The sequence below is a fragment of the Pseudomonas sp. TWR1-1-3 genome, assembly GCF_049896805.1.
GTDB lineage: Bacteria > Pseudomonadota > Gammaproteobacteria > Pseudomonadales > Pseudomonadaceae > Aquipseudomonas > Aquipseudomonas bubulae.
The window spans coordinates 1,491,807-1,514,928 of the sequence record NZ_JAFCUZ010000001.1 but is presented as its reverse complement, the minus strand read 5'-3'; the positions used below and the strand labels follow the sequence as shown (position 1 = coordinate 1,514,928).

At 54.4% G+C, this 23,122-nt stretch carries 24 protein-coding genes and 1 pseudogene; 4 read left to right on the top strand and 21 right to left on the bottom strand.

What is annotated here, in order from left to right; all coding sequences use genetic code 11:
- Nucleotides 1–19 precede the first annotated feature (19 nt).
- The 4 genes from ACP7BE_RS06970 to puuE all read right to left on the bottom strand — a co-directional run bounded on the left by ACP7BE_RS06970 (nucleotide 20) and on the right by puuE (nucleotide 3,143).
- The gene (locus ACP7BE_RS06970) at nucleotides 20–523 is read right to left on the bottom strand and encodes an ureidoglycolate lyase (RefSeq protein WP_016781501.1); all 504 of its coding nucleotides are present in this window, start codon (nucleotides 521–523) and stop codon (nucleotides 20–22) included.
- A 121-nt stretch (nucleotides 524–644) separates the two neighbouring features.
- The gene (gene alc / locus ACP7BE_RS06965) at nucleotides 645–1,640 is read right to left on the bottom strand and encodes an allantoicase (RefSeq protein ID WP_095038004.1); all 996 of its coding nucleotides are present in this window, start codon (nucleotides 1,638–1,640) and stop codon (nucleotides 645–647) included.
- A 61-nt stretch (nucleotides 1,641–1,701) separates the two neighbouring features.
- The gene (gene uraD, locus ACP7BE_RS06960; protein ID WP_016781499.1) at nucleotides 1,702–2,217 is read right to left on the bottom strand and encodes a 2-oxo-4-hydroxy-4-carboxy-5-ureidoimidazoline decarboxylase; all 516 of its coding nucleotides are present in this window, start codon (nucleotides 2,215–2,217) and stop codon (nucleotides 1,702–1,704) included.
- Nucleotides 2,214–3,143, bottom strand: a complete 930-nt coding sequence (gene puuE / locus ACP7BE_RS06955; RefSeq protein ID WP_095002055.1) for an allantoinase PuuE — start codon at nucleotides 3,141–3,143, stop codon at nucleotides 2,214–2,216. Before puuE ends, uraD begins: the two co-directional genes overlap by 4 nt.
- A gap of 373 nt (nucleotides 3,144–3,516) precedes the next feature.
- On the opposite strand from puuE, the gene uraH reads away from it, so the two are divergent.
- Nucleotides 3,517–3,870, top strand: a complete 354-nt coding sequence (gene uraH / locus ACP7BE_RS06950) for a hydroxyisourate hydrolase (RefSeq protein WP_095002054.1) — start codon at nucleotides 3,517–3,519, stop codon at nucleotides 3,868–3,870.
- A 236-nt stretch (nucleotides 3,871–4,106) separates the two neighbouring features.
- Here uraH and ACP7BE_RS06945 read toward each other — a convergent pair whose 3' ends face one another.
- From ACP7BE_RS06945 to ACP7BE_RS06935, 3 genes are all read right to left on the bottom strand, one after another.
- Entirely contained in the window at nucleotides 4,107–4,733 is a 627-nt protein-coding gene (locus tag ACP7BE_RS06945) for a LysE family translocator (protein WP_095019573.1), read from the bottom strand.
- 60 nt (nucleotides 4,734–4,793) lie between these two features.
- Nucleotides 4,794–6,143: an NCS2 family permease gene (locus tag ACP7BE_RS06940; RefSeq protein ID WP_095021340.1), complete on the bottom strand. Its 1,350-nt coding sequence runs from the start codon at nucleotides 6,141–6,143 to the stop codon at nucleotides 4,794–4,796.
- A 287-nt stretch (nucleotides 6,144–6,430) separates the two neighbouring features.
- The gene (locus tag ACP7BE_RS06935) at nucleotides 6,431–6,871 is read right to left on the bottom strand and encodes a MarR family winged helix-turn-helix transcriptional regulator (RefSeq protein ID WP_095002051.1); all 441 of its coding nucleotides are present in this window, start codon (nucleotides 6,869–6,871) and stop codon (nucleotides 6,431–6,433) included.
- A gap of 82 nt (nucleotides 6,872–6,953) precedes the next feature.
- On the opposite strand from ACP7BE_RS06935, the gene ACP7BE_RS06930 reads away from it, so the two are divergent.
- Nucleotides 6,954–8,120: a PLP-dependent aminotransferase family protein gene (locus ACP7BE_RS06930; RefSeq protein WP_426105271.1), complete on the top strand. Its 1,167-nt coding sequence runs from the start codon at nucleotides 6,954–6,956 to the stop codon at nucleotides 8,118–8,120.
- 10 nt (nucleotides 8,121–8,130) lie between these two features.
- Nucleotides 8,131–8,733: a glutathione S-transferase family protein gene (locus ACP7BE_RS06925; protein WP_095002049.1), complete on the top strand. Its 603-nt coding sequence runs from the start codon at nucleotides 8,131–8,133 to the stop codon at nucleotides 8,731–8,733.
- A 169-nt stretch (nucleotides 8,734–8,902) separates the two neighbouring features.
- Here ACP7BE_RS06925 and ACP7BE_RS06920 read toward each other — a convergent pair whose 3' ends face one another.
- The 12 genes and pseudogenes from ACP7BE_RS06920 to ACP7BE_RS06865 all read right to left on the bottom strand — a co-directional run bounded on the left by ACP7BE_RS06920 (nucleotide 8,903) and on the right by ACP7BE_RS06865 (nucleotide 19,950).
- Nucleotides 8,903–9,274, bottom strand: a complete 372-nt coding sequence (locus ACP7BE_RS06920) for a glutathione S-transferase N-terminal domain-containing protein (RefSeq protein ID WP_095002048.1) — start codon at nucleotides 9,272–9,274, stop codon at nucleotides 8,903–8,905.
- Nucleotides 9,275–9,375: 101 nt separating this feature from the next.
- Complete coding sequence (gene folE / locus ACP7BE_RS06915) at nucleotides 9,376–9,921, bottom strand: GTP cyclohydrolase I FolE (protein WP_019826593.1); 546 nt, start codon at nucleotides 9,919–9,921, stop codon at nucleotides 9,376–9,378.
- Between the two features lie 22 nt (nucleotides 9,922–9,943).
- Nucleotides 9,944–10,171, bottom strand: a pseudogene (locus tag ACP7BE_RS06910) (site-specific integrase); the annotation flags it as partial.
- A gap of 61 nt (nucleotides 10,172–10,232) precedes the next feature.
- Complete coding sequence (locus tag ACP7BE_RS06905) at nucleotides 10,233–11,645, bottom strand: hypothetical protein (RefSeq protein ID WP_426105268.1); 1,413 nt, start codon at nucleotides 11,643–11,645, stop codon at nucleotides 10,233–10,235.
- A gap of 74 nt (nucleotides 11,646–11,719) precedes the next feature.
- Nucleotides 11,720–12,934, bottom strand: coding sequence for a saccharopine dehydrogenase family protein (locus tag ACP7BE_RS06900; protein WP_426105265.1), 1,215 nt, complete (start codon nucleotides 12,932–12,934; stop codon nucleotides 11,720–11,722).
- Nucleotides 12,931–14,319, bottom strand: coding sequence for an MATE family efflux transporter (locus ACP7BE_RS06895; RefSeq protein WP_426105263.1), 1,389 nt, complete (start codon nucleotides 14,317–14,319; stop codon nucleotides 12,931–12,933). The genes ACP7BE_RS06900 and ACP7BE_RS06895 overlap by 4 nt, the downstream gene beginning before the upstream one ends.
- Before the next feature lie 2 nt (nucleotides 14,320–14,321).
- Nucleotides 14,322–16,016, bottom strand: coding sequence for an asparagine synthase (glutamine-hydrolyzing) (gene asnB, locus ACP7BE_RS06890; protein WP_426105261.1), 1,695 nt, complete (start codon nucleotides 16,014–16,016; stop codon nucleotides 14,322–14,324).
- Between the two features lie 18 nt (nucleotides 16,017–16,034).
- Entirely contained in the window at nucleotides 16,035–16,475 is a 441-nt protein-coding gene (locus ACP7BE_RS06885; protein ID WP_146541462.1) for a hypothetical protein, read from the bottom strand.
- A complete protein-coding gene (locus ACP7BE_RS06880) occupies nucleotides 16,462–17,637 on the bottom strand; it encodes an aminotransferase class I/II-fold pyridoxal phosphate-dependent enzyme (protein WP_426105258.1) in 1,176 nt (391 codons plus the stop codon). Before ACP7BE_RS06880 ends, ACP7BE_RS06885 begins: the two co-directional genes overlap by 14 nt.
- Nucleotides 17,638–18,271: 634 nt before the next feature.
- Nucleotides 18,272–18,829, bottom strand: a complete 558-nt coding sequence (locus tag ACP7BE_RS06875; RefSeq protein WP_095002047.1) for a Smr/MutS family protein — start codon at nucleotides 18,827–18,829, stop codon at nucleotides 18,272–18,274.
- A 63-nt stretch (nucleotides 18,830–18,892) separates the two neighbouring features.
- Nucleotides 18,893–19,213 (bottom strand): hypothetical protein, encoded by a 321-nt coding sequence (locus ACP7BE_RS06870; protein ID WP_095002046.1) that lies wholly within the window; start codon nucleotides 19,211–19,213, stop codon nucleotides 18,893–18,895.
- Nucleotides 19,214–19,359: 146 nt separating this feature from the next.
- A complete protein-coding gene (locus ACP7BE_RS06865) occupies nucleotides 19,360–19,950 on the bottom strand; it encodes a cysteine hydrolase family protein (protein WP_095002045.1) in 591 nt (196 codons plus the stop codon).
- A 273-nt stretch (nucleotides 19,951–20,223) separates the two neighbouring features.
- Between ACP7BE_RS06865 and prmB the strand changes: the two genes are divergently transcribed.
- Nucleotides 20,224–21,132, top strand: coding sequence for a 50S ribosomal protein L3 N(5)-glutamine methyltransferase (gene prmB, locus ACP7BE_RS06860; RefSeq protein WP_095002044.1), 909 nt, complete (start codon nucleotides 20,224–20,226; stop codon nucleotides 21,130–21,132).
- A 66-nt stretch (nucleotides 21,133–21,198) separates the two neighbouring features.
- Here prmB and ACP7BE_RS06855 read toward each other — a convergent pair whose 3' ends face one another.
- Together ACP7BE_RS06855 and ACP7BE_RS06850 are read right to left on the bottom strand one after the other, a co-directional pair.
- On the bottom strand, nucleotides 21,199–21,990 hold the full coding sequence (locus tag ACP7BE_RS06855; protein ID WP_095021343.1) for a hypothetical protein: 792 nt from the start codon (nucleotides 21,988–21,990) through the stop codon (nucleotides 21,199–21,201).
- A gap of 53 nt (nucleotides 21,991–22,043) precedes the next feature.
- Entirely contained in the window at nucleotides 22,044–23,048 is a 1,005-nt protein-coding gene (locus ACP7BE_RS06850; protein WP_095002042.1) for an alpha/beta hydrolase, read from the bottom strand.
- Between the last annotated feature and the right edge of the window lie 74 nt (nucleotides 23,049–23,122).

The following is a 23,122-nucleotide window of genomic DNA, read 5'->3' as shown; positions in this document are numbered from 1 at the left end:
GTGAGTGTTGGACCTTCTCTTATTGGTGGGGGGCGAGGAACAGCAACTGATCCTCTTTAAAGAAATGCTCATCGCAGTTATTACCGCTGCCACTGCGATCAACCACCAGGAAGTCATCCCGCTTTTCGATCGTCAGCACCGGGTGGTGCCAGACGCCGCGATGGTAATTGATGCCCTGCCTGCCATTACTGACAAAGGCGCGGACCAGGTCCGATACAGGTTCATCGCCAACGGGCGCGACCACGATCAGAAAGGGGTTGCCGAGCAGCGGTATAAAAGCCTGGCTGCCCAGCGGATGGCGCTCCAGCATGCGTACGGTGAACGGCATGTCCTGCGCCTCGGCGCGGAAAATGCTGATGATCGCCTTGTCCTCTGGCGTAGCCGTTTCGACCTCGGCCAGACGGTGAAAGCGCATGGTCGAACCGTTATTGATCATGAAGTGGTCGCTGCCATCGGTTTCAATCACGTCACCGAAAGGGGCGAAGGCTTCTTTGGTCAGAGGTTCAATCATCAATGTGCGCATGGTGGTCTTCTTATTCGGGTTTCTGTGGTGTCAGTTTTGTCGCTATCGCGGGTAAGCCCGCTCCCACAGGATGAATACATTTCAAATGTGGGAGCGAACTTGCCCGCGCTGGGTGCAGCGCTTATTTGGCGACTTTGCCCAATACGCGGATGCGGCTTACACCACCATCCGGGAACAGGTTGAGGCGAATGTGGGTGATCGGGCCGAGGTTTTTCAGTTGCTCGCTGTAGGTGTGTTCAGCGTGCATTTCCATTTTTTGGCTCGGCAGCAGTTCACGCCAGAACAGCGACTGGGTTTCGATCTGGCTGTCGGTACCGCCCTTGACGAACGCGCCCTGGATCGAGCAGCTGTCCGGGTAGTTGCCCTTGAAGTGCAGGGTGTCGACGATGATTTTTTCGATCTCGCCCGGGTGACCCAGCGCGACGATGACCCAGTCATTGCCCGGGGTACGACGACGTGCAGTTTCCCAGCCATCGCCCATATTGATGCCACGGCCCGGGTTGAGAATGTTGCTCATGCGGCCGAAGTGTTCGTCGGAGCAGGCGAGGGCGCGGCCACCGTTGAGGGCTGCGGCCAGATCGACCTGTTCGTTGTCGCCCACTGCCGACCAGTCACGGAACGGCACGCCGTACACACGCAAACGCGCTACGCCACCATCCGGGAAAATGTTGAAGCGCAGGTGGCTGAAGGCCTGGTCATTGTTGATTTCGTGGTAGTGATGGCTGTTGCCCTGCAGCTCGACGGCCGACAGTACTTCCACCCACTGGGTGTTTTCATTCGGTTCGCCCGAGGCCAGGAAGCAGGCTTCCAGCGAGGCCGATGGTGGAAAGTTGCCGGTGAAGAATGAAGTGTCGATGTCCACACCCTTGATCGAGCCCGGAACGCCAAGACGGATGACGGCACTGTCATAGCCTTCGAAGCGCTTGCGGCGGGACTCCCAGCCGTCCATCCACTTGCCGTTGTCATCGAAAACGCCCTCCTTCCATACGGCCGGGGTCGGCTGGAACATGCGGTTGGCGTCGGCAAACCAGTCATCGGTTACCGAAACGATTTTGGTGCCCAGGCGGGCATCGGCCAGGTTGACGAACTTCTCGAAAGGTACGGCGTAAGCTTTCATTCTTCTTGTCTGCCTTTAAATGAGTGGCTGGAGATGCGTCATCGGCGGGTGCCGGTTCGGCTTAGAGCTGGAGTAATCGGAACAGGGCGATCTTGTTGATTTCTGCCAACGCGCACTTGAACTCGACGTCTGCCGGGTTATGGATGCGGGTTTCGAACGCGGCGAGGATCTGGTGCCGGTCGCTGCCTTTTACCGCCATGATGAAGGGAAACTTGAACTTGGCTTTGTAGGCCTCGTTCAGCTCGGTGAAGCGTTGAAACTCTTCGGCCGTGCATTGGTGAATACCGGCGCCAGCCTGTTCATTGGTGCTGGCTTCGGTCAGTTGGCCCTGGACGGCTGCTTTGCCGGCCAGGTCCGGGTGAGCGTTGATCAATGCCAGCTGGCTGGCGTGATCGGCGCTCAACAAAATGTCACTCATGCGCTGGTGCAGGGTTTCGATCTGGTCGACGCTGCTGTCCAGGCCCAGGTCGTAGGCCTTTTCGGCAACCCAGGGCGAGTGTTCGTAGATATCGGCAAAAGCCGCCACGAAGGCTTCACGGCTCAGTTGTGAAGGCTTGAGGGTCTTGAAGGCGCTCATTTGGCGGTCTCGGCAACAAAAGGGTGGGTGGCGTGCCAGTGGCGGGCAATGTCCACGCGGCGGGTGAACCAGACCTGTTCGTGGCCCTTGGCGTACTCAATGAAACGCTTGAGGGCGGCCAGGCGCGCAGGGCGGCCAATGAGGCGGCAATGCAGGCCGATGGAAAGCATCTTCGGCGACTCTGCGCCTTCGGCGTACAGCACATCGAAAGCATCCTTGAGGTACTGGAAAAATTGCTCGCCGGTGTTGAAACCCTGCACCTGGGTAAAGCGCATGTCATTGGTATCCAGGGTATAGGGGATCACCAGATGCGGTTTGCCGGTGGGGTTGTTGGGTTCCCAGTAGGGCAGGTCGTCGTCATAGGTATCGCAGTCGTACAAAAAGCCGCCTTCTTCCATCACCAGGCGCCGGGTATTGGGACCGGTGCGGCCGGTGTACCAGCCCAGCGGGCGTTCGCCGCTGATTTCGGTGAGGATGCGGATGGCTTCGAGCATGTGTTCACGCTCTTGCGCTTCATCCATGTACTGGTAGTCGATCCAGCGATAACCGTGGCTGCAGATCTCGTGTCCGGCCTCGACCATGGCGCGGATCACATCCGGATGGCGCTGGGCGGCCATTGCCACGGCAAACACCGTGAGCGGAATATCGAACTCGCGAAACAGCTTGAGGATGCGCCACACGCCTGCACGGCTGCCGTACTCGTACAGCGACTCCATGCTCATGTTGCGCTCGCCCTGCAATGGTTGGGCTGAGACCATTTCCGACAGGAAGGCTTCAGACTCCTTGTCACCGTGCAGGATGTTGCGCTCGCCGCCTTCTTCGTAATTGAGAACAAAAGACAGGGCGATGCGGGCGTTGCCCGGCCAATGCGGATGTGGAGGGTTTGGACCGTAACCAATCAGGTCGCGTGGGTAGTCAGCGCTCACTGCAGTCTTCCTTATTGTTCGTGGTAACAGTCGATTGGCCAGACCTGGCGTCACTGCGATGAGCTGATTGTATACAACTTTACATTTTATTTGTAACCCTGATTTTTGCTATTTCTACCACGATTTGTACAGAAAGAGTACTTGCAAGAAACCTGCCTGATTGGTCAGTTTATGGGCGAAAGGTCTCTAAGGACTGCGGCTTTGACGATTAATGCCGTGCAGGCCCCGTAGCGTCGGGGGATGCGCAGATTGTCATTTTTAATTGTGTACAATTTTTTTGATAAATGTCTTAATCGTGTCTTCGCCGAGTCTTTTGGTGCGCCAAAAGAGGGCGGCAGCCGTTTTTTTTATGACTCGGGAGGTCGCACAATCAATGGGACGTTTGACTACGCACGTTTTGGATGCCGCACACGGCTGCCCGGGCAGCTCGATCAAGGTCGAGCTGTATCGGGTTGAAGGTTCGGGGCTGGAGTTGGTCGCTACAGCCCTGACCAACAGCGATGGCCGTTGCGACGCGCCGTTGCTGGAGGGGGAGGCCTACCGTTCCGGGGTTTACCAGGTGCAGTTCAGTGCCGGTGATTACTACCGCGCACGGGGTGTGAAATTGCCGGAGCCGGCGTTTCTGGATGTGGTGGTACTGCGTTTCGGGATCAGCGCCGAGCAGGATCACTACCATGTACCGCTACTGATTTCGCCGTACAGCTACTCGACCTATCGCGGTAGCTAATCGTTTTCGATCTGCGCATGTGGTTATTTGCCCGCTCACACTGCGGGCTTTTTTTTGCCTGTCTACATGCCATGTCCGTAGCAACTGCCGAAGCAACGAGGCTGCGTTCGGCGGCGTAGCCGTCGTAGAACCTGAATCCGCTGTCCATCAGATAAATCGCGAACTCAGGTCTTACGATTGCTTCGCAATCGAACGCAGCCTCGTTCCTTCGGCAGCTGCTACGGGCTTGTGTGCAATCAGCGGCTCAACAACGACGCCGTGCCTGCCACGCTGAACAGCCCGGCACTGACCCGGTTGAACCAGCTCTGGCCCTTGCCGCTGCGCAGGTACCCCGCGGCACCGTGGGCACCCAGGCCGTAGGCCAGCTTGCACAGCAGGTCGAGCACGGTCCAGGTGGCGATCATCACCAGTAACTGGTTGAGGAACGGTAGATCGGGGTTGAGAAACTGCGGCAAAAAGGCAGCAAAGAACAGAATGTCCTTAGGATTGCTGGCCCCCAGCACGAACGCGCGCCCAAACAGGGCGCTAAAGCGCGGTATTGGTGCGGCTTCGGGCACATTGGTGACGGTGGCCGGCTGGCGCGATTGTTTCCAGCTTTGCCAGGCCAGGTAAAACAGGTACAGCGCGCCCACGATCTTCAGGGCGCTGAAGAGTTTTTCCGAGGCCAGCAGCAAGGCGCCCAAACCCAGTGCCGAAGCGCTGAGCAGGCAGATCGAGGCAAATACACCTCCCAGAAAAGCCGGGTACGAACGGCGCAAGCCGTAGTTCAGACTGTTGCTGATCATCAATAACGACAGCGGCCCTGGAATCAGGATTACCACCAATGCCGCGCTGCTGAACAGCAGCCAGGTTTCCAGACTCATCACTTCCTCCCAAACAACAAAGGCCCCGCGTCATTGCGGGGCCGATTGATACCGCCCGGTTTACAGGTAAATAAACTTGGCGATGAAAATAGCGCAGAGCACCCACAGGCTGACGGAAATTTCCCGGTATTTGCCGGTGCCTGCCTTGAGTGCGACAAAGCTGATAAAGCCCAGGGCTATCCCGTCGGCGACCGAGAAGGTCAAAGGCATCATGATCACGGTCACTATGGCCGGGATGCAGTCAGTGGGTTCGTCCCAGTTGATGTGCTGCATGCCGCCCATCATCAGCATGGCCACATAAATCAGAGCGCCTGCTGTGGCATAAGCGGGGATCATGCCAGCCAGGGGGGCAAAGAACATGGCGGCCACAAACAACACCCCCACGGTGACGGCAGTAAGCCCGGTACGCCCGCCTGCCGCAACGCCTGCGGCGCTTTCCACGTAGCTGGTCACGGGTGGCACGCCGACCACCGCACCGAACACGCTGGAGGCGCTGTCGGCCTTGAGGGCCCGGGACAGGTTTTCGATCCTGCCATCGGCCTTCACCAGCCCGGCACGCTGGGCCACGCCCATCAGGGTGCCGGCCGTATCGAACATGTGTACAAACAGAAAGGCCAGCACCACGCTGATCATGCTGATGTTGAAAACGCCCTTGAGGTCCATGGCCATCCAGGTCGGTGCAAGGCTTGGCGGTGCCGACATGATGCCGTTGTAATGCACCAGGTCCAGGCCCCAGCCGGCGAGGGTCACGGCGATAATGCTGATCAGGATGGCGCCGAAGACGCGGTGATAGCTCAGAATCGCAATCATCAAAAAGCACACCGCTGCCAGCAGCGGGGCAGGGTCGCGCAATGAACCGAGCTTGATCAGGGTGGCCGGGCTGTCGACGATAATGCCCGAGGTTTTCAGGCCGATAATCCCCAGGAATAACCCCACCCCAGCACCCATCGCGTACCGCAAGCTGACGGGAATGCTGTTGAGCAGCCATTCACGCACCCGCGACAGGGTCAGAATCAGGAACAGCACACCGGAGACAAACACGGCACCCAATGCTGTTTCCCAGCTGTAACCCATGGTTCCGACCACGGTGTAAGTAAAAAACGCATTCAGTCCCATACCTGGCGCCAGGCCTACTGGCCAGTTGGCGTAAAGCCCCATCAACAGGCTGCCGAGAGCGGCGGCAATGCAGGTGGCGACGAAGGCTGCACCATGATCGATCCCAGCATCGGCCATGATGTTGGGGTTGACGAAGATGATGTAGGCCATGGTGATGAAGGTGGTCAGCCCGGCAATCAGCTCGGTTTTGACCGTGGTGCCATGCAGTGACAGTTTGAACAGGCGTTCCAGCCAGCTGCGGGCGGCGGGCGTGGCAAGTTCGACAACGGGTATTTCTGACTTTTGGCTGTCCACGGTGATTTCCTCAGGCTTTTATTATTTTTAAGGGCACTGGGTGTGGCGGGAGAAGTTTTTCTGACTTTCGGGTCAGAAACGCAGGCGAAGTGAATTATGCTTTTGTATACAAAAAAAGCAAATAATGTTTTTCAGATTGTGATCAGAAAGTGATGGGTGGGTGTCTGTTTTCTGTGTGAGCGAGTTTGCTCGCGATTGGATCGCTGCGGTGCAACTGGAGTACTGCGGCGCCTGCATCGCGGGCAAGCCCGCTTACAGAACAAGCCACCTTCCACAGGAACCCTGCTCTAGAGCTGGCGGCTTTGTCCCAGGGCATGATTGACCGCCAGCCAGCCATTCACCGCGTCTTCACCTGCCTGAGCAAATACCCTTTGCAGCAGCTTGACCTGTTCGCGGCGCAGGCTCTTTTCGAAGGCCACACCGTCGGCAGTCAGTTCCAGCAGGCGTTTGCGCTTGTCGGTCTCGGGCGCGACGCTGCGAACCAGGGCCATCTCGATCAACTGGCGTAATGGCGTATTCAGGGCCTGCTTGCTCACGCCCAGTAAGGTCAGCAGTTCCTTGACGCTGACACCGGGGTGGTGGGCGATAAAAAAAACAATACGCTGATGCACCCGACTCAGCCCACGACGTGCCAGCATTTCATCCGCTTTGGCGGTAAATGCTTGATAGCCAAAGAAGAAGGCTTCCATGGCGGCGCGCTGAGTGGTCGGATTTTTAAGGTCAAGCATATTGACGTATCTAGGGTTCGCGGCGTAGTTTCGGTCAAACAGTTTGACTTATTTCCAATTACTTCCGCTACCGGTGATCTGTATGGCCTTCTCCGAACGTGTTTCCCGCCTGAAAAGCTCCTTGATTCGTGAAATTCTGGCTGCGGCCCAACGTCTGGAAGTCATGTCTTTCGCTGGCGGGCTACCGGCCGAGGCCATGCTGCCCAAGGTCGACTGGACCGATATGCCTGCCTCGATGGGTCAGTACGGCATGAGCGAAGGTGAGCCGGCACTGCGTGAAGTACTGGCTGCAGAGGCTCGCGCACTGGGGGTTAATTGCGACGCCAGCCAGGTGATGGTGTTGAGCGGTTCGCAGCAGGCGCTTGATCTGGCAGCCAAGCTGTATATCGACAAGGGCACCGAAATCATGCTCGAAGCACCGACCTACCTGGCGGCGCTGCAAATCTTCCAATTGTTCGGTGCCGAATGCCTGACGTTTCCGCTGCAAGCTGATGGCCCTGATCTGGCTGCGTTGCGCGTGCAGCTGGAAAAACACCGCCCGGCGTTCATCTACCTGATCCCGACGTTCCAGAATCCGTCTGCTGTGCGTTACAGCGAAACCAAGCGCGACGCGGTTGCTGCCTTGCTCGACGAGTTCGGCGTGACCCTGATCGAAGACGAGCCGTACCGCGAGCTGAACTTCGACGGCGGCAGCGCCACACCGATCGTCAGCCGCCTGAAAAAAGCCAGCTGGATCTATACCGGCACGGTGTCCAAGACCCTGTTGCCGGGCCTGCGCGTCGGTTTCCTGATTGCCAGCCCTGACCTGTACCCGCACTTGCTGCGCCTTAAGCAATCGGCTGACCTGCACACCAACCGCGTTGGCCAGTGGCAAGCCTTGCAGTGGATCGGCACCGAGAAAATGAGTAATCACCTGGCCGAACTGCGTGATTTCTACCGCGTGCGCCGTGACGGTTTTCAGCTGGCGCTGGAAGAGCATTTCTCGGATCTGGCTGACTGGCATGTGCCCCAGGGCGGTTTGTTCTTCTGGCTGACCCTCAAGCAACCGTTCGATACCCGCACTTTGCTCAAGCCTGCGCTGGAACAGAACGTGGCCTTTATGCCTGGCGAGCCGTTCTTCGCCAACCCGGACCAGAACGTGGGCAGCCTGCGCCTGAACTTCAGCCATATTGACCCGGCGCGTCTGCATGAAGGCCTCAAGCGTCTGGCCAACGTGATTCGTCAGGCCCAGGCTGCCCAGGCGGCCTGAAGGAGGCGCAATGCTCAAGGTTTATGGCGATTACAACTCGGGCAACTGCTACAAGATCAAGCTGATGCTGCATTTGCTGGGGCTTGAGTATCAGTGGTTTGCCGTGGACATTCTCAAGGGTGAAACCGAGACCCCGGAGTTTCTGGCGAAAAACCCCAACGGCAAAGTGCCGGTGCTGGAGCTGGAAGACGGTACGTGCCTGTGGGAGTCCAACGCGATTCTCAACTACCTGGCCGACGGCAGCGAGTTTTTGCCGACCGAACCGCGTTTGCGCACGCAAGTGCTGCAATGGCAGTTTTTCGAGCAGTACAGTCATGAGCCTTATATTGCGGTGGCGCGCTTTATCCAGTTTTACCTGGGGCTACCCGAAGAGCGCCTTGAGGAATACCGCAAGCTGCAAAAGCGTGGCTACAAGGCGCTGGACGTGATGGAGCAACAGCTCACGCGCACGCCGTATCTGGTGGGTGAGCAATACTCGATCGCCGACGTGACGCTGTATGCCTATACCCATGTGGCCCATCAGGGCGGGTTTGACCTGAGCGGCTACCCGGGTATTCAGGCGTGGCTGGCGCGGGTGGCCAGCCATCCGCGGCATGTGGGAATGCTCGATTGAGCAAATCGCCCCTTTAAAAAAACCGGCCAAGTGCCGGTTTTTTTTGTGCGCACATTCTGTAGCCGCTGACGAGGTCTGAAGGAAACTTCAACTGTGGGAGCGAGCCTGCTCGCGAAGGTCGTTCGCGAGCAGGCTCGCTCCCACAGGGAGGGTAGACCGGGGGATGGCCTTAAACGTTGGCAAAGCGCTGGTTCAGGTAGTCAATGATCACCTTGGACTCATACATCCAGGTGGTTTTGCCGCCTTCTTCGATGCGCAGGCAAGGCACTTTGATCTTGCCCCCTTGCTCCAGCAGGGTCTGGCGATCCTGCTCGTTGTTCTTCGCGTCACGCAGGGCCACTGGCACATTCAGGCGGCGCAGGGTGCGGCGCGTTTTTACACAGAAAGGGCAGGCGTGGAACTGAAACAGGGTCAGGCCCTTGGCAGCCTGGTCGACCTGCGCCTGAGCGGCGGCAGGGCGCTGCTTTTTGCTTGGACGTGTCACGAAATCGCCAGCGATAATGAGCTGACCCAGGCCTACGCGAAGCGCTTTGATAAACACAGTAAAAGCCTCATGGGCAAATTAATAAGGGACGCAGCTTACCTGAAATTGTGCAGGCGAAAAAAAACCGGCGATAAACGCCGGTTTTTTCTGTGCCGCAGTTACTTGATCAGGCTGAGAAACTCGCTGCGCGTGGCGGCGTTTTCGCGGAACTCACCCAGCATCACCGAAGTGATCATCGACGAGTTCTGCTTCTCGACACCGCGCATCATCATGCACATGTGCTTGGCCTCGATCACAACGGCCACGCCCAGGGCGCCGGTGACTTGCATCACGGCGTCGGCGATCTGGCGACTGAGATTTTCCTGGATCTGCAGGCGACGGGCATACATATCGACAATACGCGCCACTTTCGACAGGCCCAGCACTTTGCCGCTCGGAATGTAGGCGACATGGGCCTTGCCGATAAACGGCAGCAGGTGGTGTTCGCACAGCGAGTACAACTCGATGTCCTTGACCAGCACCATTTCGCTGTTGTCTGAGCTGAACAAGGCACCGTTGGTGACTTCTTCCAGGGTTTGTTCATAGCCGCGGCAAAGGTACTGCATGGCCTTGGCGGCACGCTTTGGCGTATCCAGCAGGCCTTCACGGGAAACGTCTTCGCCGAGTTGACCGAGGATCGCGGTGTAGTTTTGTTCCAGTGTCACAGGGCTATATTCCATGCGGGTTTCAGAGTGGCACCTCGTCGGGTCGTACCAATTTTGTACCAATCATGCTGTTTTCGAGTTTCCCGAGCTCGCTCCAGTCTGTGCTGGAATTTAGCCATTTAGCATACGTTGAAAGCAACATTTGTACGCTGTGACCTAGCTGATTGGCGATAAACGCAGGGTTCATGCCTGCCATGAGGCACATGGTAGCGTAGGAATGGCGGCAGTTGTATTGTCTGCACGCAGTGATCCACATTTTCTCGGCTACGGGTGAAGAGCCAGGCCTCATGCGCAAGGGTAAGTTGCAGCTGTCATTGAGCTGCCTCCTGAGCTTGGGAAATGACCTTCTTGCGTTTGTAGCTTGGGGTATCCGGTAACACATCAACCCTCTCGATTTTCAAATGGATACTCACCTTCAGCAAAACCTGCAGTTGTTCCTGGAAGGCAGCAAGGGCGGGGGATAACTGCTCGGTACTGGCTCCCGTATACATGAATATGAAGTCGGTGAGTGTGGCGCGTTGAATCAATCGGAATGCAGATACGTTGGGGTCAGCATTGAAAAAGCTGTCCAAGGTATTCGTAACGACGGCGGTTGGAACGTAATGGCCGCTGAGCGTTTTGAGGCAATCATCCTTTCTCCCGTCGATCCGTTCGATTGTTCGTCCGTGTTGGCCGCATTTGCAAAGGCTTGAATCATTTCCAGCTACTGTAACGATGTCTCCATGGTCATAGCGGATAAATGGCATGGTTCGACACATGAAATCAGTGCAATAGACAGTTGCCAAGCCTGACGAGCCCGCGCTTGAAAGGTCTTTGAGTTCGACATGGGTATAGTCGAATTCCGGGTGGTAATGTCGGAAAGGGCATTCCAAGGCAATAATCCCGACTTCTTCTGATGAATATTCATCAAGTACAGGTGTTTGATATAGAGATGAGAAATATTCCCGCTCATGATGGGAACTTGCTTCCGAATTAGTAATGATAGCTTTTAACTCAAGGCGGGCAATTCTGCAGGCGTAAGGTTCAAGCAGAGGCAAGTAACTTGGTAGGAGGTTCAAAAGTATGGGGCGAAGATGCTCCAGGTGCAGGACAAACTCGTCGATGTTTGCAATATCATTCAATGTAAATGTCGGGTAATCGCCAGATAGGGAAGATACCCAGCTCCTTATATGGTGGACATTGTAGATCCATCGATCAGTGCTGAACGCATTGCCGCCTAGACGTTGGAACATCCGATAGTAGGTCAGGGAATTGAAAGATACCGAGTCTAAGTCGCTAAGAATGGGTAAAGCAACCCCGCTGGAACCCGAAGTGCTGGACCAAAATATATTGGCCGCATTTTCGGGTAAGTGACGAGGCAGGAAGTCTTTGGTTTGCACGCTCCTCAAGATGTTTTTGTTTAGAACGGGGATTGACTCAAAGTCAGTCAGCGATCTGAGTGCTCCGGTTTCATAGCCACTGGCCTGGTAATAGTCATGATAAAAGGGAATCTGGTTAAAGGCATAATCGACTACCGCGGACAAATGTTGTAGTGCGTACTCTTTTTTCTGTGCGTCGGACCAAAAACTTCTGGCGATCAGAGTGTTACGTTCTTTATGCCAAAGCTGATGAATATGCTGCTGGATTTCAAGCGTGTCATAGCAGTCTTCTTGAAGGGTCATGCGTGAGTTATTATGGATGGATTCAAGGCCAAAGGTGAATGATTGAGTGTCTAGCTTTTTCAATGAGACTTCCTTATGTCGTACGAGTACGAAGTGGCGCAGTGTTCAACAGGTTTTGGATCCGGTATGTGCTCCAGTCAATGCGATATATATGTGGCGCGCCACTCAAGACCCAATTCGCGAATCTCGTTGAGAAATGGGTCGGGAGGTAATTCTTCCGGATGGACCATGGTTCCGACATCCCATTCTCCTCCAAGAATCAACAGGGTCGCGGCCATGGCGGGCAGAGCGGTCGTATAGGCAGTCACTTGGGTTTCGAGGTCGCTGTAACAATCTTCGTGATTGCATACGCTATGCATGAAGATCGTTTTAGATATTCCATCCTTGGTGCCACTTATCAAAGCTCCCACACATACTGTTCCCCGGTACTCATTGGCAAATGTTTGCGCAGAGGGCAAAACTTTCGCCAGATAGTCCAGCGGTGAAATAGCTTCCATTCCCAGTTCAATAGGTTTCAGCGATAATAATCCTACTTTTTTCAGTACGTCGAACGTTGCCCTGAACTCGTCCCCGACGCGCATCCAGAATTCGATCTTCGCTTCGGGTATGTTCATGGACAGCGAGTGAACTTCGTCATGCCCGACCGAGTAAAGTTTTTGTACACCTATAGTCGGGAAGTTGAACTCCATGCTCCGCGTAAAGGGTGGGGATGAGTGCCATGCACCGTGTTGCCAGTAACCCGTGTCTTCACACAATTCTTTGAGGTTTACTGCGGCGTTAAAGTTAGTGGCAAAGAATTGATTGTGAGTGCCCGCATTCGCGCAGAGAATATCGATTGACTCTATAGTGTCAAGATAGTCTTTACGCACTTTGGCGCAGAAAACGTTGACCACGCCTGGATCAAAGCCAATGGAAAGAATCGCGGTCAAACCTTTTTGCTGAAATTGTTCGCGTAGCGCAAGCTCATGTGAGTACCAAGGTGCAGGTACGTTGAAGTCCTCAGGCATCTCGAACACGGCTGTGTCTATATAATGTGCTCCGACTTGGAGGCAGGCGCGCATAACACTGATATGTGTGTCGGGTGTGGCAGCATTGACGACGATATGGGGGCCAATCTTGCGGAGTGTTTCAATCAGCGCGTCGGTCTGCTTGGCATCGCAAAAATGGCGTTGCGGGCTTAGTCCATATAAACTTACAATGCGTGCAGTAATATCAGAAGTCGACTGCTCCGTTCGGCCTATCAGGTGAAGGTTGTAGGTATGTGTTTTGCGTTTTTTGGCGAACGCGCAAGCCAGAACTTTGCCAACAGTGCCCATGCCGATGACGACTATATTTGCGGTATTGATGTTCACAGTGGTTCCTTCTTGTTGAGATATGCCATTCGCCACGGGTCGTGACTTACGGCACTGTATTTCAAGAAAAAAACTATCAAGGCTATTGCAGTAGCAATAAATCCTATTTGCATACCAATCCAGACCACTACCGGGTTTGTAGGGTAGTATTTGATCAGCAATAATTGGGAGGTCAAACCAAATAACCAGAAGCCTGTCAGGTTGAATAGCAACGGCCAGCGGGTAATTTCGCAACCTCTTAGAATGCCTGTGAGTAACAGGATAAAAGCATCGATCAACAAAAAGGGGAGAGAGAATGAAAAAAATTCATTCATGTCGTTATAAAACGGCTGAGTGATATCGGTTAAAGGGCCAAGAAAAAGAGAGAAGAGACTAAATCGGACGAGATACATCAGCGTTAGTAGTGCTAAGATGAAACTGAGTGCAGTCATTGTTACTTTAAAAAGAAATCTCCGCAGTGTACGCCCCGTCGCGGTGCTGATATGGGATGAAACATGCATGGCGCAGTATTCATTGAAACCCAGAATGAACACAACAATCAGTTCGTTTATTTGAAGTGTCGCGAGGTGTGCGGCAAGTGATTGCTCGCTGAACCATCCCATCAGAAGCACGGATGCGGATAAAAAGGCAACCGTACTAATGATACTCAAACCGATCGGTATGCCTATTTTCAGCACCTCAACCATGTGCGGATACAATGATGTCCGGAAGGTTAAAAAATCTCGTGTCAGGTGGCTTTGCGGGCTGGCTGTATGTCGGGACATGAGCAGGTAGAGCACTGCGGCAGCGACCAATGACGCTATCAAGGTTCCTATCCCTGCACCTAACAGCCCTAACGGTGGTGTTCTCCATGTGCCGTAGATCAACAAGTAGTTGAGAGCAACATTGCTGATCAACTGGATCACAGCGCCAACAACAACCCATTTGCCTTTATCGTGGAAGGCGAGTATTTCCCAATAGTGGATGAACAACAGGTTTGGTAGCAGCGACAAGCCTAGCAAAACCAGATAACCCCGTGACTCTTCCACCAGGCTGGGAGATTGTTGCAGACTCAGGAGTATCTGTGGTCCTCCTAGCAGAATAACGAATGCAATGACTGCGAAAGCCGTGAGCAAAATATAGACAGCAAGTTTACTGCTGGCCATCCTCCGGTTGTCGCTTGTGTCGAGATACCGGCCATAGATTGGTCCGAAGCCGAACACGATACCTTCGCCCAGCATGAACAGAACCAGATAGATCTGCATTGCCAGTCCGCCGGATGCCATGCTGTATATATCGTATTGCCCCAGCATCACTGAGTCGAGCAGGGGCATGAGTACTACGGACATATTGGCAAGGCCGAGGGGTATCGCTCTTCTTAGAATTTCGCTTGCGTTGACGTCCACGCTCACACTCCCTTGGTGAAGGCACCTGAAAAGGCGTTGACCGCGTTCATCCGCCACTCCATGGCAGGAGTGGCCTGCGCAAGATGTTTGATATCACTTTTAGAAAAGAAACTGTTGGTTGGCGCCAAGTGTTGCAGCAAGGGCAATTTCATGTAGGCGGCTTTCGGAGCGTCAGGGAACGCTTGCTTGCGGCGCAGTCGAATATTGTCGAGCAAAATACCTTTCATGGCAGCCCGAAGCGGTGTTTTTTCGATACCTTGGTAAATTTTTTCCTCAGTAGAGAGATTGAGCGCATGCACGACCAGATCTTGATTCAAAAATGGTAGACGCACCTCTACTCCAGACGCCATTGATAGTTTGTCTTCATGGCTGAGCATCGCTTGCAAATGCCCTTCCATCAGAATGCTTTGTAAGGTATCTATATGGCTCCAGCGAAACTCAAGGTTATGTTGGATAATTGTTTCGATCTCGAGCTGGGTGAGCAGGTTGTGAATGCCTCTTCGTTCGGCGATAAGTTGAAAATGATTAATGACTCGCTCGTGATCTGCTGTACTGTAGAATTTTTGAAGGTTGTAGTGGTAATAATAGCCTCCCCAAAATTCGTCAGCGCCCTGGCCGTTAAGCGCAACCCGCAGGCCCAGATTTGATAGGTGCTTGTATATCAGGTATTGCGTGACATACACCTGATCGAGCAAGGGTTCTTCAAGGGCGTACTGCACCGATTCGAAGTGATCCTCAATATCTGTCGCGCCAATATGCAGTACATGATGATTGATGTGGCCTAAATGATTGACCAGATGCTTGGCATAACGCAGGTCTTCATTGTCGCTGTCGAGATAGGCAGCGGTAATAGCTGTAAAAGGTTTGTCCTGCATTTCGGTTTTGAGCAGGCTTGCAATAATGCCACTGTCCAAGCCCCCTGATAAAACCAAGGCGTGGTCGTGATGTTCGGGAACCATAGAGCTGACGGCATTTGCCAGTTTTCGTCTCAAAGCGTAATCTGGACTTTTTGATACCAAGCGTATGGTATGAACTATTTTTGGTGCCTCCGAGAATTGATCATATTGATACACCTTTCCAGGGATGCAATTATTAAGGTTTCTAAAATAAGTTGATTCCCGATTCGAGAAAAAGTCGAAAATAAGGTCCGAGAATATCCGTTCGTTGTTGAGTTCTAGCTGCCCACGCACTGCTCGAATTGCCTTGGCTTCAGATGCAAGTGTCAAACCGTCTCGGTTAACTGTATATATCAATTGCTTTTCTCCGAGCGGGTCGCGTGAGAAGAAAAGCCTTCCGGAATTCAGGTCGTAGGCTACAAGGGCCCAGCAACCTTCCACTGTGTCCAGGAATGCCCAGCCAAGATGATCGATACCGCGCAACAAGGTTTCGGTATCTGAGTCTCCTTCGAAAAAGATGCCGAGAGCTGTGAGTTTTTCCCTAAGATGTCGGTGGTTATAGATCTCCCCGTTGTACACCATGACCCACTTATTCGTTCTAATGGGTTGTTTGCCTTCATCAGCATGTTGGGTCGATACCGACAACAGGCTATGACCGAGAAAGACGTTGCCGTCCTGAGTCGAAAAGTAGCCTTGTCGGTCCGGGCCTCTATGTTTGAGGCTGCGCAATCCGCGGAGGTTGAGTCGGTCAGTAACTTGCGTGTCGATATTTTTTAAATAGGTAGCGAACAGGCCGCACATTTGTTTGTCCTAGTGGCTTTACATTATATTTATTTCGTGGCCTTTCCATGCGCTGGCCAGCCAATCACGAATTAGAACTTTGAATGATGCTTCGTCCAAAGGGGATTCACCATCACAGCGTAGCCAGAATGAAAGCGTGGGTCGTGACTCTATCGGGATGATATAGATACATCCATAACATTTGCTTCTGCTTTGGTTGGTAATGGTGTAGGCAAATGAAGATTCGTCGCGGAATTCTTTTTCATGCCAGCCTAAATCGACCAAGTTGTCATGCAACGTAATATTTAGCGGCCAGTGGTTAGGCGTTTTGTATCGTGCGTTAAGCATTTGTCGGCTAGCATAGACGGCCTCAAAGTCAATGATTGCATGGGATATTGAAAGTGGTTCTACGACGATGTCGGCTTGTTCAAAACCTGTTGGCGGGCATGTCAGTCTGGGGAATAATTTAGGTGAATACATTGGGCACCTGTTTGACGTACTCGTCTTCGAGTTGGTTAATGGCGGTTTTTAATTTATCGACACTGGTATGAAATATTGAGTATTGACGAGAGAGTGAGACGCGGAATGCTGTATATGGTGGTCTTTTTTTGCTCCAGTAGAAAAACCTTCCCGGCAGCACATGTACACCTTTATTTGCAAGGTGGTTGACGACATCTATATCCGAAACCTGGTTGTTCGTTTTCAATTCGAACCACTCCAAAGGTAGGGTTGCGTGCGTTCTTTCCGTTTTGGGTTGTACGATGGAACTCGATAACTTATCGATCAGATAGGTGTGGCGGTTATTCACGGGGGCATGGATACTTGTGGCGATCCCCGTATGTCGAGTGTGCTCGAACAGAGATTCGAACAGCAGCATTGCGAATCGAGAGTGGCATAGATAGACTTCGTCGTAGATGGTTTCGAATAGGCGAGCGCAGCCTTCAGAGTAACTGATAAGGCTGGCTTTTAGGTCGTGTGTTGGCCATGTTTTGCCCGTGTCCTCAATGATGAAGTACTGGCAGCCGCTGTGTACTAAATATGCGCGTTCATCATGTTGATGTAAGGCGTACATTCTGAATGTGGTATCCAGGACTAATGTTTTTTTTCGCTGTGCGCAATAATCTACGATGAGCGTTAAATGCTCGGGTTCGATTGTCATTCCCGTTGGATTGTTCGGTGTGACAAGAAATACCGTATCGAAATGAAGTTCATCAAACAGTGAAGCCAATACTTGAGTATTGAGTGCGTTACGAAAGAGTGTTTCATCAAGGGGCTGTAGCAAGCAGCCGCGACGCCGTAGCAGTAAAGCTAGGTTGTCGAACGTCGGTTCTATCAGCAGTACACGGGGCGCTTCGATGGCGAGATATGCGGCAACCAGGTCGATGGAGTTCGATGCTGTAGGTGAGATTTTGTAGCAGTGGCTGAGTTCTAGTGTTTCTGAATTTATCAATTTAGCAAACGCATTTTTGAAGCGCTGCTCGGCAATGTTGACCTTGGTCAACTCACTGTCTCTCCAGACCTCTGATAGCTGGTTAGGGAAGCTAGGGAATGTCTCATTGATATCATGGTATGCATGCCCGTCGGAGAGGTTGTAATGGCCTTTTATTCCTAGAAGTTCGTAATCTGTGAGTTGCTGTAGCATGGAAGCTCCTAAGGGTGTTTGCAGTGGTGTTATTGCTTTTTAAGGTTTCATTCCTTGGATTCCTTAGTGTCGGACAGTGTCGGGCATAAGTATCTGGTTGTGTTTGATTGAGTGGCTGCGGGGCTTAGTGTAATGAGAGTTAGAGGGTTGTCATATGGAGTTGTCATAAGAAAATGTTGCAGGAGTGGAGGTGGGTTTCTTTGTTGTTTGCGTCCTTTGAAATGTATTTGTAGTGAGTTGAAACATTAATTAAGTATGCGTTGTTTGATGTTTGATGTTTGTTGCGCGCTGATGTAGCTGATATATTGTATATAAAATTCTTGACGATAAGTGGCTGTATGAGTAGGAGGTCGCGCGGCTGAAATGCAACAGTATTGCTGATCATCTTGAGGCTTACTCCATTACTGGAGCGCGTTAGGTTTGCTATGGCCACCTGTTCGATCGCGGTGGGCAAGCTGGCCAAATTCATCGTTATTGATCGAAATTATTTCGATCTGATGGCGTAGGAGGGGGGGCGAAATTCGCGCAAGCTAAAGTTGTGCAAACAATGTTTCGTGGTTGCACAACATTAACGCGTTAAAATGGAGAGATGGGTGCGTGCGGGGAGGAGCGGCAGGCACGGTGACTCCTCGGGTTACTCGTCACGCCCCTCCATCATGGTGCGCTTGAGCATCACATAGACCGCGCCGGCGCCGCCATGCCTGGCCTGGCAGGAGCAGAAGCCCAGTACCTGTGAGTGCTGGCGCAGCCAGGTGTTGACGTGGCTTTTGATCATCGGGCGCTTGCCGTCCAGACGCACGGCCTTGCCGTGGGTAACGCGCACGCAACGTACTTCAAGGCGCACGGCTTCACCGAGGAATTCCCAAAGGGTTTCGCGGGCCTTTTCAACGGTCATGCCGTGCAGGTCAAGGCTGCCTTCAAAGGCGATCTGCCCCAGCTTGAGCTTGCGCATCTGGCTTTCCTGCACGCCGTCACGGGCCCAGCTCAGCTGGTCCTCGGGGCCAACATCAATCACAAACTGGTCTGACAGGCCGTCGATGATGGTCGCGTTGGTGCGCACAATGGCGTTCTGGCGCAACTTGGCCAGCTGCGCCCGGTCAGCCTTGGGTTTGCCGGTGTCGGCACGATCATGCTTGATCGGTTTGACACCGCGAATCTCGTTTTTGAACAGGGAAAAATCGTCGTCTTGCATGTCAGCCTCCGCGAAGGGCTGCCAGTTTACCCAAGTCGACGACAATCGGGCGGCGGATATGCGTCAGTCGTGTTTTTTCATCAGGTGCGGGGCCATGTTCAGGCCAAATGGCTTGCGCATCAGGCGCCGGCGTCGACGCCACATCCATACCCCCAGCCAGCACACCAACAGGCCGGACACCAACACCAGTGTTGCACCTGCGGGGCTGGCATTGAGCTCGCCCAGTGCCGTTGGATGGCCAATCAGGCTGGCGGCACCCGCCAACAGCAACAGCATGCCAAGCAGTGCCAGCAGCGCTGCAAACATCAGTACCAGGCGCGAGCGCCAGTCGCGATGAGCCTTGGGGCGCAAACGCCGAGCATCAAAACCATCGGAGATCTTCATTCCGATCTTTCCTTAAAGGGTATCGGCCCTTCGACAGGGACTTCGTCAGGTTGTTCCTGAGTGTAGTGAAATAGGAAAGCGCCCGCAGGCTGGAGCTGGTCCGGGATGGGCGGTTGCAGGGGCCGCCCGTCAACGTCCGGTTCAGATCAAATCAGGTTTTGGGTCAACGTCAGGGTGGCAAAGTTGTCGTTCATGATGGCCATTTCGGCTTTTTGCACTTGCTCGGCGCTGATAATGCCGTCCGCGGTCGGCAGGTCGCGGGTGGCGCAGGCGTCTTCCACCAGGGTGCAGCGCAAGCCGTAGTCCTTGGCCGCACGCACGGTAGTGCTGACGCTGGAGTGGCTCATGAAGCCGCAGACGATCACATCCAGCGAGCCGAGGTTTTCCAGGGCCTTTTGCAGCCCGGTGTCGTTGAATGCGTTGGGCATGCGCTTCTCGATAATCTGCTCATCACCCTGTGGTTCCAGGCCCTTGATGAAGGCGCCACGCTCGCCCTGAGGGTCGAACATACCGCCAACGGTGCCCAGGTGACGGATATGGATGACCGGGCGCTTTGCCTTGCGGGCAGCTTCAAGCAGACGGGCAATGTTGGCGGTGGCCGCGTCCATGCCGGAAAGGGCCAATGGCCCGCTCAAGTACTCATTTTGCGCATCGATGATCAGCAGGCTGGCGTTGCTCAGATTGGCTGCGGCATAGCCACGTCCTGTGAGTTGAAACATCGTCTTTAAAGCGGGCATTCGGGGGCTCCTTTGAATGGGGCTTTTGCGACATTCTCCACTGGCGGAGCGTTTATGTGAATGACTAGTCGTGCAGGCCTTGTGGTTGCTGGCCTGTAGCGATGTCAAGCAAATATGTTGTAGCCATAAAATGTACAAAATGGAGCGATTTCAGGTTTTTATTGTACACGGTCTTACTTTTTGAAACGCCGTCACGTGTAGTCGTCCGGCTCACCTTTGGCGCGTCGGAGTTTGGCTGTTAGAATCGCCAATCGATTTTGAGGAGTAAGACCATTGATCACTTCCCGCCTGCGCACTTTGCGCGACCATATTCGCTGGGCCGTTAGCCACTTTCATGGGGAAGATCTGTTCTTTGGTCATGGTACCGACAATGCCTGGGATGAAGCCCGTCAACTGGTGCTGGGTGCGCTGAACCTGCCGTGGGAAATTGCCGATAGCTATCTCGACTGTCGCCTTGAAGACGATGAGCTGGTCAACCTGCAACATCTGCTCAAGCGCCGTATCGAAGAGCGCGTGCCCACGGCCTATCTGTTGGGTGAGGCCTGGTTCTGCGGCATGTCGTTTATCGTCGATGAGCGCGTGCTGATTCCGCGCTCGCCGATCGGTGAGCTGATTGAAAAGCGTTTTGAACCGTGGCTGGGCGCTGAACCTGCACGCATTCTTGACCTGTGTACCGGTTCGGGCTGTATCGGCATCGCCTGTGCCTACGAGTTCCAGAACGCCGAAGTGGTACTGGCTGACCTGTCCTTTGAGGCCCTTGAAGTGGCCAACCAGAACATCGAGCGCCACGGCGTTGACGAACGCGTGTACACCGTACAGGGCGACGGTTTTGATGGCTTGCCGGGCCAGCGTTTTGACCTGATTGTGTCCAACCCGCCGTATGTCGATGCTGAAGACTTTGCCGATATGCCTGCCGAGTATCAGCACGAGCCTGAACTGGGGCTGGCCTGTGGTGACGACGGCCTGAACCTGGTACGGCGGATGCTGGCCGAAGCGGCGGATCACCTGACTGAAAAGGGCCTGCTGATCGTTGAGGTGGGCAACAGCCAGATACATGTTGAATCGCTGTACCCGGAAGTCGACTTCGCCTGGCTTGATTTTGAGCGCGGGGGCCATGGTGTCTTCATGCTGACCGCCGAGCAGTGCCGCGAACATCAGGCGCTGTTCGCTTCGCGGGTCTGATAGCGGGTGTAGACCATTCGCGAGCAGGCTCGCTCCCAGGGTTGAAGTTTGTCGGTAGCCGCTGTGCTAACGGTGGGTCGCAATCCAGATCAACAACCCTGCCTGGAACACCGAAAAGGCTACCAGGCAGGTGATGGTAAAGCGCAGGCCCATTTCTTCGCGCTGGTACCTGCCGAGTTTTTCTTCTTTTTCCCGCAGTTTTACCTCTTGTTCCTGCAAGTTCTGTTCGGCTTGCTGGAGCATTTGCGCAGTCTCAAGAATGTCGAGGAACTGAAGCTTTTCGCCATTCCAGCTGTCCAGCAACTCGCCCACTTGCACGTCTTCGATCCGTGCCTTGAGAAACTGGGCGTCGGCATACACCACATCAAAGCCCTGCACCCGCAAAACATGATCGCGGCGCAGGCGGCTGTCTTCATTCAGGGCGTCCCGGCTGGCCAGGTCGGTGCCGTCAACGCGGTAGTGCGACCATTTTTTCTGCGCCCACAACGCGGCCTGAGCCAGCAGAAAACGGCCGATCCCGCGGTTCGCCGGTTCAACTTGCAAACCGCGCTCAGGGCTGAAACGCACGCGGTGGGTGCTATGGTCGACCCACAGGTCAAGCTGGTTCTGTTCGCTGCGCACGCGCTGGCCCGGCAGGGTGATGGTCATGCGCAGCAGGCTGAGGTCTTTGCTGTGGCGTGTGGCGTGGCCAAACTGCACAAAGCGTAACGGCCGTGCCCCGGTGTTGCGGTCAGTGGGCAGGGGGGCGAGGCGCAGCATGCGCAAATGCTCGGGCTGCACATCGGCCCAAGGCAGCGGCGGGGCCTCGGGCACTTCCGGTGCCTCGGGCCCGGCGGGTTGTGTTGGGGTGTCGCTCATAACGGCTCGATCCTGTGCTGGATGTCAGCCAAGCAAAGACGGCCGACACCGGTTTATCGGCCGTTATGCGCAGTACTGTAGGGCTGGCCCGCATTGACTTTCGTGATAAAGCGCACAGTTCGATCGCCCAGTTCGCCTGCCAAACGCTGATTGGGGTCGTTATAGGACTGCACCTGGCGCTTCATGTCCATTGGCACGATGCGCATCACGTGGTTCATGCCATTGATCAGTGTCAGTACGGCATCGGGCTTGGCGGCCTTGAGCAGGCGGGCATCCTTGACCTCTACCTGAATGTCGTGGGTGCCCTGAATGATCATGGCCGGCATTTTCAGTGCGGCGAAAGCGGCTGCCGGGTCATGGCGCAGCAGGCTGATCATGTACGGCTGCACGCTGGGGCGGAAGATCACTTGCAGATCCTTGGGCACCTTGTCGTCGGTCTTGCCGGCTTCCAGGCTGCTGATCAGCTCAAAACTGCGCTTGAGCAGGGCAGGCGGCAGGTGATTGCGTTGCAGTTGCTCGCGCAACAGCACGCCCACCGGGCGCCCTGTACCGGCAATCGAAACCACGCCGGCAGCACCGATTTGTGGGGCTGCCAGGCTGGCGATCATTGCGCCTTCACTGTGCCCGAGCACAAACACCTTGCCAAAGCGCGGGTCGCTTTTGAGTTTCTCGCCCCAGGCCACGGCGTCGGACACATACTGATCGAAGTTGAGCTTTTGCTCGTCAGGCCCGGCAGGCTGGCTCTGGGCGATGCCGCGCTTGTCGAAGCGGACGCTGGCAATATTGCTCTGGGCCAGGCGCCAGGCCAGTTTTTTCAGGGCGTCATTGCGCCCGCCGATAGGGTTGTTGCCGTCGCGGTCAGTCGGGCCGGAACCGGCAATAATCAGCACCACGGGTACGGGCTTGTCGCTCTTGGGCAAAACCAGCGAGCCATACAGCGTGCCGGAGCCGGTATCGAGCTCAATGGGCCGCAGCAAGACATTGGAGGGCGGGGCCGCCAGGGCCTGGGTGCCAAAGCCAAACAGGGTCAGTGCTAATAAAAGTATTCGCAGCATCATAGCGCCATCATTGTCTAGTGTGCCGGTTGGACAAACCCGGATGAGTAAGGTTCGAGGATGAACTACAGAGGTAG